Origin of the sequence: Rathayibacter sp. VKM Ac-2926, from assembly GCF_022815565.1 — a bacterium.
Lineage (GTDB): Bacteria > Actinomycetota > Actinomycetes > Actinomycetales > Microbacteriaceae > Rathayibacter > Rathayibacter festucae.
On sequence record NZ_JALGRS010000016.1, the window covers coordinates 39,648 to 54,767 of the forward strand.

The following is a 15,120-nucleotide window of genomic DNA, read 5'->3' on the forward strand; positions in this document are numbered from 1 at the left end:
GTTGCGCGGCTCAGCAGGTTCCGCGCCCGCCGTGACGCCCGGCGGAGCAGGAGCGGCATCCCGCTAGGAGGCGCGGTGGGCGATCGTGACGCGGGTCGCGTACGGCATGGCGACGCGGTCGCCGGGCAGTGCGTCGACGACCTCGCCGACGGCCGCGAGGACCGCGGCGCGCTCCTCCTCGGGCATCGCGATGACGTAGCTGCGCGAGGCGAACATGTCGAGCAGCGCCGGACGGTCGAGCTCGTACTTCCAGTCGAACTCGGCGTAGGCGACGCGCTCCAGCGCCGAGCCCAGCGGCGGCTGCACCGTCTCGGAGCGCTCGGCGGCCGAGGAGCCGGCGACCTCGCCGAGGCGCCGCACCCACGGCACCGACTCGTCGCGGATGTTCCAGACCAGCGCGAGCACGCCGCCCGGGACCAGCACCCGCGCGACCTCGGCGCTCGCGCGCTCGGGGTCGACCCAGTGCCAGGACTGCGCCGCGGTGACCAGCTCGACGGACGCGTCCGGCAGCGGGATCGCCTCGGCGGTCCCCGCCAGCGCCCGGACAAACGGCAGCTGCGCGGTCAGCCGCTCCAGCATCGCCGCGTCCGGCTCCACGGCGGTCACATCGAGTCCGCGCGCCACCAGAGACGCGGTGAACTTCCCGGTGCCGGCCCCGAGGTCCGCGACGCGCACCCGGTCGGAGGCGTCCGCGCCGGCCGCCCGCGCGCGCTCGGGCACGAAGGCGCCGGCCACCCGGGCGGGCGCGTGCCCGATGAGCCAGTCCACGGCGTCGTCCGGGTAGCCCGGGCGCCCGCGGTCGTAGGCGTCGACGGCCGAGCCGAAGGAGCGGCCGAGCTCGGCGGGAGAGGCGGAGGGTGTCGCGTCGGAGGGCGTCATGCCCCCGACGCTACGCCCCGGCGACTCGCCCCGGAGTTACGCGTCCGGAGCCGTCGCCCCCAGGGTCCGCGCGAGGACGTCCACCGCGTAGCCGTAGCCCGCGATGCCGGCGCCGACGATCACGGCGACCGCGATGTCCGACAGGTAGGAGTGCCGCCGGAACTCCTCGCGCCGGTGCACGTTGCTCACGTGCACCTCGACCAGCGGCAGCTCGGTGGCGAGGACGGCGTCGCGGATCGCGATCGAGGTGTGGGTGTAGGCGCCGACGTTGAGCAGCAGGCCGGCGGCCGTGCCGCGCGCCTCGTGCAGGCGGTCGATGATCGCGCCCTCCGAGTTGCTCTGGAAGAACTCGATCTCGAGGCCGAGCCGCTCCGCCGCGCGAGTGGCGAGCGCCTCCGCATCCGCGAGCGTGTCGGAGCCGTAGACCGCGGGCTCGCGGGTGCCGAGGAGGTTCAGGTTCGGGCCGTTCACGACGAGGATCTTCACGCTCCGACCCTAGCGACCCGCGGGCGCGGACCGGTCAGGCGAGCGTCGCCGCGATGCCGACCGGCAGCGCCGGCAGCTCGGCGCGCAGCCGGATCAGCTCCCGCGCGTGCTCGTCCAGGCGGCGGTCCTCGTCGCTCCGCGGCTCGAGCGCCGGCACAGCCTCGGCCGCTCCGTCGTCGCCGCGCACCACGAAGACGCTCATGCACTGCGTCGTCAGCTCGAGCTCGCCGGTCCGCGGGTCGCCCGAGCGCACGTGGATCGCGAGGTGCATCGAGCGCGGCCCGGTGTGGATCAGCCGCGCCTCCACCTCGACGAGGTGCCCGATCCGCACCGGCCGGTAGAAGTGGATGCCGCCGGAGTAGACGGCGACCGCGTCCCGCCCGCTCCAGCTCTGCGCGACGGCGTTCGCGGCCTCGTCGATCCAGCGCATCACGATGCCGCCGTGCGCGTTGCCGCCCCAGTTGACGTCGCCGGGCGCGGCCAGGAATCGGAAGACGATCCGCGGGCCGGTCCCCGCCTCGGTGTACTCCTGCGCGCGCATCACCTCGTGCAGCGCGCGCCGGCCGTCGATGCGGGCGGCGGCGCCCTCGGCCAGGGCGAGGTCCTCGATCGTGCGGGGGCTCCACTCCGGCACCGGGCGCGGGCGCTTCTCCTCGTCGACGGCGACGAAGATCAGGAGGCAGTGCGTCGCCGCCTCGTAGCGCCCGGTGCGCGGGTCGGCCTGGGCGACGCGCACCAGCACGTGCATGCTCGTGCGGCCGGTGTGGATGACCTGCGCGGTCGCCTCGATCAGGTTGCCGACGGCGATCGGCCGGGTGAAGTGCACGTTGCCGACGTAGGCGGTGACGCAGTAGCCGCCGCTCCAGCCGACGGCGCAGGCGTAGCCGGCCTTGTCGATCCACTCGAGCACGCGGCCGGCCTGGGCGCTCCGGCCGTCGGCGGTCGCGTCCTGCGGCGCGGCGAGGAAGCGGAGGGTGATGCGGTCGTCCATGGTGCCCGTCTGGTCGTGCGGTGGGTGGGGGATCTCGACATGCTGGTCGAGTAGCCGCGGCAGCGGTCCTCACATGCTGGTCGAGTAGCTGCGGCAGCGGCGTATCGAGACCCACGTGCTCGGCGGTGGTGGATCTCGATACGCCCCTGCGGGGCTACTCGATCAGCATGGCCTTCCCTCCGGGCGGGGCTGCTCGATCAGCAGAGCGGGAGTGGACCCGCGGAGGGGGATGCGAAGAAGGGGATGGTTCCCCTCCGCGGGCCACAGGGGCGCCGGCGCGCGGCCGGCGGGATCCGGGTTCAGGCCGCGTGGGCGGCCGGCAGCTCCTCGGCGAGCAGCCGGAGCCGCAGCGCCCGCAGCTCGGCGGTCAGCTCGGGCGGCAGGCGGTCGCCGAAGCGGGCGAAGAACGCCTCCGTCAGGGCGCACTCGTCGAGCCACGCCTCCACCGGGACGGAGAACAGCTCCTCCTTCGCGGCGGCCGAGAGGTTCAGCCCGTGCGTGTCGATCGACAGCGGCAGGTCGCCGATCGCGCTGGGCCGCGACTCCGCGAGCCCCTCGATCCGCCGGACGAGCCACTGCAGGACTCGGGCGTTGTCGCCGAAGCCGGGCCAGAGGAAGGAGCCGTCGGCGCCCTTGCGGAACCAGTTGACCTGGAAGATCGCGGGCGCCTTCTCGCCGAGGTCCGCGCCGACGGCGAGCCAGTGCGCGAAGTAGTCGGCCATGTTGTAGCCGCAGAAGGGCAGCATCGCGAACGGGTCGCGCCGCAGCTCGCCGACCGTCCCCTCCGCCGCGGCCGTCTTCTCGGAGGCGATGGTCGCACCCAGGAACACGCCGTGCTGCCAGGAGGTCGCCTGGGTCACCAGCGGCACGTTGCTCGCCCGGCGCCCGCCGAAGACGATCGCGTCCAGCGGCACGCCCTCGAAGGCGTCCCACTCGGCCGAGAGAGTCGGGCACTGCTGGGCCGGTGCCGTGAAGCGCGCATTGGGATGCGCGGCCGGGGTCCCGGAGGCGGGCGTCCACGGCTCGCCCCGCCAGTCGGTGAGGTGCTCGGGCACCTCGTCGGTGAGGCCCTCCCACCAGACGTCGCCGTCCTCGCGGAGTGCGACGTTGGTGAAGATCGTGTTGCCCCAGAGGGTGTGCACGGCGTTCGGATTGCTGCTCTGCCCGGTGCCGGGTGCGACGCCGAAGAACCCGGTCTCGGGGTTCATCGCCCAGAGGCGGCCGTCCTCGCCCTTCTTCATCCAGGTGATGTCGTCGCCGAGCGTCTCCACGCGCCAGCCGGGGATCGTCGGCTGCAGCATCGCCAGGTTCGTCTTGCCGCAGGCGCTCGGGAAGGCCGCGGCCACGTGGTAGCTCCGGCCCTCGGGCGAGACGATGCGGATCAGGAGCATGTGCTCGGCCAGCCAGCCCTCCTCGCGGCCCATCGCGGAGGCGATCCGCAGGGCGAAGCACTTCTTGGCCAGCAGGGCGTTGCCGCCGTAACCGGAGCCGAACGACCAGATCTCGCGCGTCTCGGGGAACTGGGTGATGTACTTCGTCGCGTTGCACGGCCAGGCGACGTCGTCGCGGGTCGTGCCGTCGGCGTCGCGGAGCGGGAAGCCGACCGAGTGCACGCCGCGGACGAAGGCGGTCTCCTCGCCGAAGGCGGCGAGCGGCTCGGCGCCGACGCGGGCCATGATCCGCATGTTCAGCACGGCGTAGGCGGAGTCGGTCAGCTGCACGCCGAGCTGCGAGAGCGGCCCGCCGACCGGGCCCATCGAGAACGGGACGACGTACATCGTCCGGCCGCGCATCGAGCCGGCGAAGTAGGGGGCGAGCTCGGCCTTCATCGCGGAGGGCTCGCGCCAGTTGTTGGTCGGTCCGGCGTCGGCCTCGTCCGTGGTGCAGAGGAACGTGCGGTCCTCGACGCGGGCGACGTCGTCGGGGTCGGTGCGGGCGAGGAACGAGCCGGGCCGCCACTCCGGGTTCAGGGCGATCAGCTTCCCCTCCTCGACCATCCGGCCGGTGAGGCGGTACCACTCGGCGGGGGAGCCGTCGCACCACTCGATCGCGTCGGGCTGGAGGATCGCGGCCATCTCGCGCACCCAGCGGCGGAGGGCCAGCGGGGCGGGCGGCACGACCGGTGCGGCGACCGGGGTCGGCGCGGTCATGGTGGTCGTCTCGAGGAGGAGGGTGTTGCTGTAGATGCTCATGCTGGCTCCGCTTTCAGTGCAGTCGTCGTCGACGGGGTGGGGAGTCGGTCCTCGTGGCGGTCGTGATCCGACGGTGCGAGGGGCGCTCTCTGGCGCCTGAAGCCAGGATGGAGGAGGATCGAGGGGTATTTGCGAAGCCTTGACCGTCAAGAACCGCGGTTTTTGCGCCTCCGTCACAACCGATCGCTGGAGCTCGCCGTGACCGACACCACCGACCCCGCCACCGTTCCCACCGCCGGGACCGATGCCGCCCTGCTCGGGCAGCGCATCCGGCACTTCCGCACCCGCCGCGGGCTGACCCTCGGGCAGCTCGCCGAGCGCGTGGGTGTCTCGGGCAGCCAGCTCTCTCTGATCGAGACCGGACGCCGGGAGCCGCGGCTCTCGCTGATGCAGGCGCTCGCCACCGCGCTCGGCGTCGAGCTCGCCGCGCTGCTCTCGGACGAGCCGCCGAGCGAGCGCGCCGCCCTCGAGATCGAGCTGGCGCGGGTGCAGAAGGGGTCGCTCTACCGCTCGCTCGGGCTGCCGGAGTTCAAGGTCAACAAGGGCCTGACCACTCCCGTCCTCGAGGCGTTCCTCGGCGTCTACCGCGAGCTGGCGCGCCGCAAGAGCGAGGCCAGCGCGACACCGGAGGAGGCTCGGCGCGCCAATACCGCCCAGCGGCTGCAGCTGCGCGAGCGCAACGCGTACCTGCCCGAGATCGAGGCGGTCGCCGGCGAGATGCTCCGCACGGTCGGACACCGCGGAGGCGCGCTGACCCACAGCTCGGTCTCGAAGATGGCGCGGCACCTCGGCTTCGAGATCATCCACGTCGGCGATCTGCCGCACTCGGCCCGCTCGGTGATCGACCTCGCGAACGGACGGATCTACCTGCCGCCCGCCTCGATCCCCGGTGGCCACGGGCTCCGGGCGCTCGCGCTGCAGGCGATGGCGCACCGGCTGCTCGGCCACGAGCGCCCGGTCACCTACGCCGACTTCCTCCGGCAGCGGCTCGAGATCAACTACTTCGCAGCGGCCTGCCTGATGCCGCTGGAGCCCGCCGTGGCGTTCCTGGAGGAGGCGAAGCGCGATCGGGACATCTCCGTCGAGGACTTCCGCGACGGCTTCGGCGTCACGCATGAGGCGGCGGCGCTGCGCTTCACCAACCTGCTGACCTCGCACCTCGACATCCGGATGCACTTCCTCCGCGTGCTCGGCGACGGCTCGATCCAGAAGGCCTACGAGAACGACGGCCTGCCGCTGCCGACCGACGTGACCGGTGCGGTGGAGGGGCAGACCGTCTGCCGCTACTGGTCGGCGCGCTCCGCCTTCAGCCGCACCAACCGGACGACGGAGTACTACCAGTACGTGGACACGCCGGCCGGCACCTTCTGGTCGGCCTCGCAGACCGGCACCACCGCCACGGAGGAGTTCTCGATCACGGTCGGCGTCCCCTTCGCCGAGGCGCGCTTCTTCCGCGGCCGCGACACCGACCGCCGCGAGCAGTCGCGCTGCCCCGACGAGTCCTGCTGCCGCCGCGCCCCCGCCGAGCTCGCCCAGCGCTGGGACGGCAACGCCTGGCCGAGCGCCCGCCTGCATGCGCACGTCCTCGCCCCGCTGCCCTCCGGCACCTTCCCCGGCATCGACGACGCCGAGGTCTACGCCTTCCTCGACACCCACGCCCGCGAGTCCTGACCCTCCTCCCCAGCCCTGCCGCCCTCCGCGAGATGCCACTTATGAGGTGATTCCTCGGCGTGTCGTGCTTATAAGTGGCATCTCGCGGGAGGGGGCTGTGGAGAACGCGCGCGGGGGAGCGCGGGGTGCGGCAGGGTCCTCGCATGCAGGACGACACAGAGACCCGGATCGTGAACGCGTCGACGAGCGAGCTCGCGCGCCATCGGCTGGTGGCGGAGTACCCGGTCGGCGTCTTCCGGGGTGCTCGTGCCGCGATCGAGCCGGTGACATACGGCGAGAGGATCGCGGCGTTCGCCGCGGTGATGCGGCCGGGCGAGTTCTTCTCGCATGTCACCGCCGCTCATCTCCTCCAGCTGCCTGATCGGCGGGCGACGGAGACCACTCCGCTGCACGTCGCGGTCGCCCCGCCGATGCGAGCCGCGCGTCGGGTCGGCGTGAAGTCGCACCATCTCTGGGACGAGGCGGTGACCGTCGTCGACGCGGGCCATCCGGTGACGGATCCCGCCTCGACCTTCTGCCATCTCGCCGACTCGCGATCGCTCGACGAGCTGGTCGTCCTCGGCGATGCTCTCGTGCGGCCCGACGAGGAGCTCGGTCGCCGCGGCCTCCGCGTCGATCTCGAGATCCTCGCGGCGAGGGCGGCACGGTATCGCGGGCGGGGCGGCCGGCGCGCTCGGGAGGCGGTCGGGCTCGTCCGGGTCGGCTCCGAGTCGCCGAAGGAGACGCTCCTCCGGCTGCTGCTGATCCGCGCGGGGCTGCCCGAGCCGGAGCTCAACGTCGAGCTGTACGACGCGGACGGTGTCTTCGTCGCGCGGGTGGATCTGCTCTATCGAAATCAGTGGGTCGTCGTCGAATACGACGGCGATCAGCACCGGACGGACACGCGGCAGTACGAGCGGGACATCGCGCGCAGCGAGGCGATTCAGGCGCTCGGCTACCGCCACATCCGCGTGCGTCTCTCCGGCCTCGTCGACCACCCCGAGGCGACGGCCGCCCGCGTCCGTCGCGCTCTCGGCCTCTGACCTCCAGCGCGGCATGCCACTTATGACGAGATTCTGCGGCGTGTCGTGCTCATAAGTGGCATCTCGCGGGAGGGGGAGGGGTGGGGAGCCAGGGGTCAGCCGGAGATCAGGGCGCGGGCCGTGCCCTCGTCGAGGATGAGGTCGGTGAGGAGGCCGGCGGCGAGGGCGCCGCGCAGGCCCGGGAGCTTCGAGGCGCCCGAGACGACGCAGATGCGGCGGGAGGCGCGGCGCACGGTGGAGAGGTCCGGGCCGCTTGCACGTTCGTTCATGGGGATGTCGTCCCAGGTGCCGTCGGCCCGGTAGAACACGGTGGCGACGTCGCCGACCACGCCGGACGCACTGAGCGAGGTGAAGTCGCTCGGCTCCAGGTAGCCGCCGATGTAAACCTTCGAGGGCACCGCCGCGAACGGCGAGCCGAGGCCGAAGAGCGCGACGTCCATCCGCTGCTGCAGCTCCAGCACCCGCTTGGTCGAGCGCTCGCGCCAGACCGCCTTCTTGGTCATCGGGTCGTCGAAGAAGGCCGGCACCGGGAACTGCTGCACCTTCGCGGCGTACGCGTCGCCGAAGCGCCGCAGGATCTCGCTGGAGTAGTTGATGCCGGTGGTCTCGGTGTTGCCCGCGCCGTTGAGCTGCACGATCTGGGTGTTGTGCGTCTCCTTGGCGATCAGGTGCCGGCTCATCGCGCTCATCGTCGAGCCCCAGGCGATGCCGACGATCATGTTCGAGTCGATGAACGGCCCGAGGATCCGCGCGGCCGACAGCGCGACGCGCTCGAGCCGGTCGATCTCGCTGGTGTGGTCCGGCACCGGGACGATGTGCGCCGTGATGTCGAAGTGCGCGCGCACCTCCGCCGACAGGGCGCTCGCCCGGTCGAGGGGGGAGCGGATCTGGATGTCGACCAGTCCCGTCGCCCGGGCGTGCGAGAGCAGCCGCGACACCGAGGAGCGCGAGGTGTGCAGCTCGTGCGCGATGGCGTCCATCGTCAGGTCCTGCATGTAGTACAGCTGCGCGGCCCGGAGCGCGTCGCGCGTCTTGTCCGGGTGGGTCGCGTGCGTCGTCTCGTCCAGCTCGACGACCGGTCGGACAGGGGTCATTGCCACTCCTTGCACGTATTTCCACCCGTCTTGACCGGATGTGTTGTCGGGTCAAGGATGGCTGTATTCCCTCGCGATATCAACCGTCCATCTGGGGCGGCCACACTCGCACGAGGCATTCGACGCAACACCTACGACACGAAGGCGAGTACGAAGTGGCACAGTCTGTCGGAACTCCCGGAAGCTCCTCTCTCCGCGAGAGCGTCTCCGCACTGCGGGACACCCCCCGCGCGACCGTCCTCGTGATCGGCGGTGGCATCAACGGCATCGGGACGTTCCGCGAGCTCGCGCTCAACGGCGTCGACGTCGCCCTCGTCGAGCGCGGCGACTACGTCTCGGGTGCGTCCAGCGCCTCGAGCCACATGATCCACGGCGGCATCCGCTACCTCGAGAACGGCGAGTTCCGCCTCGTCAACGAGGGCGTGCACGAGCGCAACGGCCTGCTCAAGATCGCTCCGCATTACGTGAAGCCGCTGCAGACCACGATCCCGATCTACTCGACGTTCTCGGGCATCCTGGCCGCGCCGCTGCGCTTCCTCACGCACAAGTCGGGCAAGCCCCAGGAGCGCGGCGCGCTGCTGATCAAGGTCGGCCTGACCCTGTACGACTTCTTCTCCCGCGACGGCGGCGTCGTCCCGCGCCACCAGTTCCACGGCCGCAAGCGCTCGCTGAACGAGCTGCCCAAGCTCGACCCGAAGATCAAGTACACCGCCACCTACTTCGACGCCTCCGTGCACGAACCCGAGCGCCTGGCGCTCGACGTGCTGCGCGACGCGCTCGTCGGCGGCACGAAGGCCCGCGCGGCCAACTACGTCGAGGCCGTCGGCACCGCCGAGGGCGGCGTGCTGCTGCGCGACCGCGAGAGCGGCGAGGAGTTCGCCTTCCAGGCGGACGTCGTCGTCAACGTCTCCGGACCGTGGACCGACTTCACCAACACGGCGCTCGGCACGACCACGAAGTTCATGGGCGGCACCAAGGGCTCGCACATCGTCCTCGACAACCCCGAGCTGGTCGAGGCCTGCGAAGGCCGCGAGATGTTCTTCGAGCACAGCGACGGCCGCATCGTGCTGATCTACCCGCTCAAGGGCCGGGTCATGGTCGGCACCACCGACATCGAGGCCGACCCCAACGAGCCGGCCGTCTGCACCGAGGAGGAGATCGACTACTTCTTCGACCTGGTGAACCACGTGTTCCCCTCCATCCCGGTCACCCGCGAGCAGATCGTCTTCAAGTTCTCCGGCATCCGCCCGCTGCCCCGTCACGACGACGAGACCCCCGGCTTCGTCTCCCGCGACTACCGCATCGAGCCCTCCACCCTCCCCGGCGGGAAGACCCCCGTGCTGAGCCTGGTCGGCGGCAAGTGGACGACGTTCCGCGCCCTGTCCGAGCACCTCTCGAACGAGGTCTTCAAGCGGATCGGCGTCACCCGCCGCGTCTCCACCGTGAAGACCGCGATCGGCGGCGGCAAGGGCTTCCCGCGCACGGACGCCTCGCGCGCCCAGTGGATCAGCCAGCACCGCTCCGGCCTGTCCTCGGCCCGCACCGGCCAGCTGCTCGAGCGCTACGGCACCCGGGCGGAGGAGGTCATCGAGGCCCTGGCCGACGGTCACGACGAGGCGCTCGACTTCGACAAGGACTTCACCACCGGTGAGATCCGCTACCTCGCCCAGCGCGAGAGCGTCGTGCACCTGATCGACCTGGTCATGCGCCGAACCAACCACGCCTTCACCGGCGGCCTGAGCCGCGAGCTGCTCGAGGAGCTCGCCCAGCACACCGGCGAGGTCCTCGGCTGGGACGAGGCGGAGCGCGCCCAGGAGGTCGACGCGACGATCGAGCACCTGAAGAAGTACAACGGCGTCGATGTCGGCGGCACCTCGGTGCAGGCGCCGACGGCGGTCGCGGCCTCCTAGCGGGGCGACTGGCGCGGATCGACGGGAGTCCCGGTTCGAGGAGTGATCTCGAGCCGGGACTTCCGTCGTCACAACGCACAAACGTGCACGCGGCGTTCCTTGTCCCCGGTACGGGGCGCCGATAACTTCACACTCGTCGGGCATCGATGCCCGGCGCGGACGCGCTCGCGCGTTCCGACCGATGAAAAGGAAATGGTCAACGTGGACAATCTCGGAGTGGTGTTCCTCGCGGAAGTCGTGGGAACAGCGATGCTCGTGCTCCTCGGCTGCGGCGTGGTCGCCAACGTCGCGCTCGTGAAGAGCAAGGGCCTCAACGGCGGAACTCTGATGGTCAACATCGGCTGGGGCTTCGCCGTCTTCGCCGGTGTGATCGTCTCCTACAACTCGGGTGCGCACCTCAACCCGGCCGTCACGCTCGGCCTCGTGGCCAGCGGAGCGACGGAGTTCGGCTCGGGCGTCCCGGTCAACATCGTCTCGATCCTGATGTACATCCTCGCCCAGATGATCGGTGCGATCCTCGGCGCCGTCTTCTGCTGGCTCGCCTACAAGCAGCACTTCGACCAGGAGCCCGACCCGGCCAACAAGCTCGGCGTCTTCTCCACGGGTCCTGCGATCCGCAGCTACGGCTGGAACTTCGTCACCGAGGTCATCGGCACCTTCGTCCTCGTCTTCGTCGTCATCGGCTTCGGCGGCGGACGCCAGGGCGACGGCGGACTCGCGGCACTGGGCGCCCTGCCCGTCGCCATCCTGGTGATCGCGATCGGCGCCTCCCTCGGCGGCCCGACCGGCTACGCCATCAACCCGGCCCGTGACCTCGGCCCCCGCATCGCCCACGCGCTGCTGCCGATCAAGGGCAAGGGCTCGAGCGACTGGAGCTACGCCTGGGTGCCCGTCGCGGGCCCGATCGTCGGCGGTGTGCTCGCCGGCCTGCTGTCGACCGCGCTGCTGCCGATCCTCTGAGCGTCGACCCTCCGAACTCTGCGACTCACGAGTCGCACTCCACTTCACCCCGTTACGAAGGAGTAATCATTCATGGCTGACTACGTCATCGCTATCGACCAGGGGACCACGTCGTCCCGCGCGATCATCTTCGACAAGAAGGGCTCGATCGTCTCGACCGGGCAGAAGGAGCACGAGCAGATCTTCCCGCGCGCGGGCTGGGTCGAGCACGACCCGATCGAGATCTGGAACAACGTCCGCGAGGTCATCGGCCAGGCGCTCTCCCGCGCCGACCTGACCCGCCACGACATCGCCTCCGTCGGCATCACCAACCAGCGCGAGACCGCGGTGGTCTGGGACAAGACCACCGGCAAGCCCGTCTACAACGCCATCGTCTGGCAGGACACCCGCACGCAGTCGATCGTCGACCGGCTCGCCGGCGACGAGGGCGCGGACCGCTTCAAGTCGATCGTCGGGCTCCCGCTCGCGACCTACTTCTCCGGCACCAAGATCGTCTGGATCCTCGAGAACGTCGAGGGCGCCCGCGAGAAGGCGGAGGCCGGCGACCTGATCTTCGGCACCACCGACACCTGGGTCCTCTGGAACCTCACCGGCGGAGTCGACGGCGGCGTGCACAAGACCGACGTCACCAACGCCTCGCGCACCCTCTTCCTCGACCTCGAGACGCTCGAGTGGCGCGACGACATCCTCGAGGCCTTCGGCGTGCCGAAGTCGATGCTCCCCGAGGTGTGCTCGTCCTCCGAGGTCTACGGGCAGGTCGAGTCCTCCTCGCTGCTGCGCGAGGTCCCGATCGCCGGCATCCTGGGCGACCAGCAGGCCGCGACCTTCGGCCAGGCGGCGTTCGATCCGGGCGAGGCGAAGAACACCTACGGCACCGGCAACTTCCTGATCTTCAACACCGGCACCGAGATCGTGCACTCCAAGAACGGGCTGCTCACGACGATCGGCTACAAGCTCGGCGACGGCGAGGTGCACTACGCGCTCGAGGGCTCGATCGCGGTCTCCGGCTCGCTGATCCAGTGGCTGCGCGACAACCTGGGCCTCATCGGCTCGGCCCCCGAGGTCGAGGCGCTGGCCGCGACGGTCGAGGACAACGGCGGCGCGTACTTCGTGCCCGCGTTCTCCGGCCTCTTCGCGCCGTACTGGCGAGCGGACGCGCGCGGTGCGCTCGTCGGCCTCACCCGCTACGTCAACAAGGGCCACATCGCCCGCGCCGCTCTCGAGGCGACGGCGTTCCAGACCCGCGAGGTCCTGGACGCGGTCAACGCCGACTCCGGCGTCCCGCTGCAGGAGCTCAAGGTCGACGGCGGCATGATCGCCAACAACCTGCTGATGCAGTTCCAGGCCGACATCCTCGGCGTCCCGGTCGTCCGGCCGGTCGTCGCCGAGACCACCGCGCTCGGCGCCGCGTACGCCGCGGGCCTCGCCGTCGGCTTCTGGGAGAACCTGGACGACCTGCGCCAGAACTGGCAGGAGGACTCGCGCTGGACCCCGCAGATGGACCAGGACGAGGCCGCCCGCCAGTACCGCCTCTGGAAGAAGGCCGTCACGAAGACCTTCGACTGGGTCGACGAGGACGTGCAGTAGGCACTGCACCACTGAACGACGAGGGCCCGCGCACGCAGAGTGCGCGGGCCCTCGTGCGTGGATCCACGGGGAAGAGACGCCCGCAGACATGCTGGTCGAGTAGCGCGCAGCGCGTATCGAGACCCGCCCCCGGCGGAGCTCCGTCAGAGCAGCGGGCGGCGACGCCCCGTCGCGACCGCGACGAGCGCGAGTGCCAGCAGCCAGGCCGGGCCCGCCAGCACGGCCGCGACCGTGGGCGGCGCGGACGCCGACAGGGCAGCGAGGGGCACGACGTCCTCGAAGGCGGTGCCGCTCGTGAAGGTCCCGGCGCTGAGCGGCACCAGGGCCGCGAAGAGCACGAACAGCGGTGCCCGGACGATCGTGCCGACCAGCGCGCCCCAGATCGCACCACCGACACCGGCCACAGGCACGAGGGCCACGACGCCGAGGTCCGGAGTGACCCTTCCCGCCGAGACGACCGCGACGCCGGCGACTCCGATCGCGACCACCGCCGTCGCGACCACCGCACCGGCACCCGCCGCCACCAGGAACCGAGCCGCGAGCGCCGGCCGGAGCCCCGACGAGAGCACATCGCGCGCGAGGATCCCCTTCTCGAAGGCGCTCGCCGTCCGCAGTGCCGCGAAGGCGGCCGCCCCGACCGCGCCGCCCTGCAGCAGCGCCGCCGAGATCGCGTGCTCGAGCGAGGCCGCTTCTCCGGGCGGGAGCGCGCTGAGATCGACCTGCGTCACGGCGAGGAGGAGGGGGAGCACGGGCAGCAGTCCGAAGACCAGTCCCCAGAGCGGTGTCCGGCTCGCGACCACGCGCCGGAACTCGGCGGCGACGGCGCGGGTGAACGGTCCCTCCGCGGCCGCGGCCGCGTCCGTCACCGGGCCCGCCGCTGCTCGAGGATCCGCGCGCCGCCGATCGCCAGGAGCGCCCAGACGGCCAGGACGGCCAGGGCGAGCAGCGTGGGGAGCATCCCCTCGACCGGCGCACCGGTCGCTCCCGCGACGGCTCCGATCGGGAGCAGTCGCCCGACGTCACGGGCGACGGTGAGCAGCGGCGCGGCGAGGGCGGCGGGGAGGACCAGGACGATCGGGATGCAGGCGTAGTAGTTCCGCACCGCGTAGCCGATGCCGACGCCCAGCACGCCGCTCAGGGCACAGGAGAGGACGACGCCGACCGAGGCGGACAGCAGAGTGATGTCCGGCGTCAGGTGGCGGCCGGCCGTCGCCAGGACCACCGCGGTGATCGGCCACCAGCCCACGACCGCCACCACCCCGAAGACCGCGCCCGAGACCGCGCCGGCCAGCGCCTTCGCCGACAGGATCGCGTCCCGGCTGCCGAGCAGCAGGGTCCGGTCGAGCGAGTGGTAGTACGTCTCCCGGGTGTAGGCGTAGGACCCGTAGAAGCAGGCGCCCAGGGCGGCGCAGGCCGCGAAGCCGAAGACGAAGCGGCTCGCCGGAGCGTCGTCGAGGCCGGTGAGCCGATCCGTCGTGCCGGGCATGTTCAGGGCGAAGACGGGGATCAGGATCGCGTAGGCGAGGAGGACCGGGAACGACGAGCCGCTGCGGGAGCGCAGGATCTCGGCCCGCGCGAGCGCGCCGGCCCCGCTCATCGGCCGGCCTCGCCGTCGACGAGGTCGAAGTAGCCGTCCTCGAGACTCCGCCCGCCCGAGCGGGTGAGGTCCTCGAGCGGGCCGTGGAAGAGCATCCGGCGCCGCAGGACGACCACCTCGTCGACGGTGTGCTCGAGCTCGGCGAGCTGGTGGCTGGAGACGAGGACCGTCCGTCCGCGCTCGGCCTCGGCGCGGATCAGGCGCCGCAGCCACCGGATCCCCTCGGGGTCGAGCCCGTTCGCCGGTTCGTCGAGGACGAGGATCTCCGGATCTCCGGCGAGGGCGGTGGCCAGGCCGAGGCGCTGGCGCATCCCGGTCGAGTAGCCGCGGACCGGCCGACGCGCCGCCTCGGCGAGGCCGACCGTCTCCAGCAGCTCGTCGACGCGGGAGAGCGGTGCGCCGACCGCGCGGCCGACGATCGCGAGGTGCCGACGGCCGGTGATGCCGTTCTCGAAGCCGAGGCCGTCGAGGTGCACGCCGACGACCCGGGCGGGAGCGCGCAGCTCCGCGAATCGGTGGCCGCCGATCCGCGCCTCACCGGAATCCGGGCGCAGCAGTCCGACCAGCCCGCGGAGCGCAGTGCTCTTGCCGGCGCCGTTCGGGCCGAGGAGCCCGACGACCGTCCCCTGCCGCACGGAGAAGCTGAGGTCGTCCACGACGCGGCGGCCGCGGAAGGTCTTGGTGAAGTGCTGGAAGTCGAGCGCAGAGCTCATGGGCGGACCTTTCGAGGG

General features: G+C 71.6%; 13 protein-coding genes. 5 read left to right on the top strand and 8 right to left on the bottom strand.

Annotation, left to right across the window (positions count from 1 at the left end; translation table 11 throughout):
• Positions 1-63: 63 nt before the first annotated feature.
• The 4 genes from MT351_RS18185 to MT351_RS18200 all read right to left on the bottom strand — a co-directional run bounded on the left by MT351_RS18185 (position 64) and on the right by MT351_RS18200 (position 4,506).
• Positions 64-879, bottom strand: coding sequence for a class I SAM-dependent methyltransferase (locus MT351_RS18185; RefSeq protein WP_132435899.1), 816 nt, complete (start codon positions 877-879; stop codon positions 64-66).
• A 36-nt stretch (positions 880-915) separates the two neighbouring features.
• The gene (gene aroQ, locus MT351_RS18190; RefSeq protein ID WP_123735176.1) at positions 916-1,365 is read right to left on the bottom strand and encodes a type II 3-dehydroquinate dehydratase; all 450 of its coding nucleotides are present in this window, start codon (positions 1,363-1,365) and stop codon (positions 916-918) included.
• Between the two features lie 34 nt (positions 1,366-1,399).
• Positions 1,400-2,356, bottom strand: coding sequence for an acyl-CoA thioesterase (locus MT351_RS18195; RefSeq protein WP_132435898.1), 957 nt, complete (start codon positions 2,354-2,356; stop codon positions 1,400-1,402).
• Positions 2,357-2,655: 299 nt separating this feature from the next.
• Complete coding sequence (locus MT351_RS18200) at positions 2,656-4,506, bottom strand: phosphoenolpyruvate carboxykinase (GTP) (RefSeq protein ID WP_132436081.1); 1,851 nt, start codon at positions 4,504-4,506, stop codon at positions 2,656-2,658.
• Positions 4,507-4,746: 240 nt separating this feature from the next.
• Here MT351_RS18200 and MT351_RS18205 point away from each other — a divergent pair, with 240 nt between their 5' ends.
• A complete protein-coding gene (locus MT351_RS18205) occupies positions 4,747-6,219 on the top strand; it encodes a helix-turn-helix domain-containing protein (RefSeq protein ID WP_132435897.1) in 1,473 nt (490 codons plus the stop codon).
• 143 nt (positions 6,220-6,362) lie between these two features.
• A complete protein-coding gene (locus MT351_RS18210) occupies positions 6,363-7,241 on the top strand; it encodes an endonuclease domain-containing protein (protein WP_132435896.1) in 879 nt (292 codons plus the stop codon).
• 95 nt (positions 7,242-7,336) lie between these two features.
• Here MT351_RS18210 and MT351_RS18215 read toward each other — a convergent pair whose 3' ends face one another.
• Positions 7,337-8,335: a sugar-binding transcriptional regulator gene (locus MT351_RS18215; protein WP_123445261.1), complete on the bottom strand. Its 999-nt coding sequence runs from the start codon at positions 8,333-8,335 to the stop codon at positions 7,337-7,339.
• 155 nt (positions 8,336-8,490) lie between these two features.
• Between MT351_RS18215 and MT351_RS18220 the strand changes: the two genes are divergently transcribed.
• From MT351_RS18220 to glpK, 3 genes are all read left to right on the top strand, one after another.
• Positions 8,491-10,245 (top strand): glycerol-3-phosphate dehydrogenase/oxidase, encoded by a 1,755-nt coding sequence (locus MT351_RS18220; RefSeq protein ID WP_243582883.1) that lies wholly within the window; start codon positions 8,491-8,493, stop codon positions 10,243-10,245.
• Between the two features lie 192 nt (positions 10,246-10,437).
• Positions 10,438-11,205, top strand: a complete 768-nt coding sequence (locus MT351_RS18225) for an MIP/aquaporin family protein (RefSeq protein ID WP_123735181.1) — start codon at positions 10,438-10,440, stop codon at positions 11,203-11,205.
• A 72-nt stretch (positions 11,206-11,277) separates the two neighbouring features.
• The gene (glpK, locus tag MT351_RS18230) at positions 11,278-12,792 is read left to right on the top strand and encodes a glycerol kinase GlpK (RefSeq protein WP_123445264.1); all 1,515 of its coding nucleotides are present in this window, start codon (positions 11,278-11,280) and stop codon (positions 12,790-12,792) included.
• 143 nt (positions 12,793-12,935) lie between these two features.
• Here glpK and MT351_RS18235 read toward each other — a convergent pair whose 3' ends face one another.
• Genes MT351_RS18235 through MT351_RS18245 form a run of 3 tightly spaced genes read right to left on the bottom strand, consistent with a single transcriptional unit; the run spans position 12,936 to position 15,102 of the window.
• The gene (locus MT351_RS18235) at positions 12,936-13,658 is read right to left on the bottom strand and encodes a hypothetical protein (protein ID WP_243582884.1); all 723 of its coding nucleotides are present in this window, start codon (positions 13,656-13,658) and stop codon (positions 12,936-12,938) included.
• A complete protein-coding gene (locus MT351_RS18240; protein ID WP_243582885.1) occupies positions 13,655-14,389 on the bottom strand; it encodes a hypothetical protein in 735 nt (244 codons plus the stop codon). Before MT351_RS18240 ends, MT351_RS18235 begins: the two co-directional genes overlap by 4 nt.
• Positions 14,386-15,102, bottom strand: coding sequence for an ABC transporter ATP-binding protein (locus MT351_RS18245; RefSeq protein WP_123702532.1), 717 nt, complete (start codon positions 15,100-15,102; stop codon positions 14,386-14,388). Before MT351_RS18245 ends, MT351_RS18240 begins: the two co-directional genes overlap by 4 nt.
• Positions 15,103-15,120 lie beyond the last annotated feature (18 nt).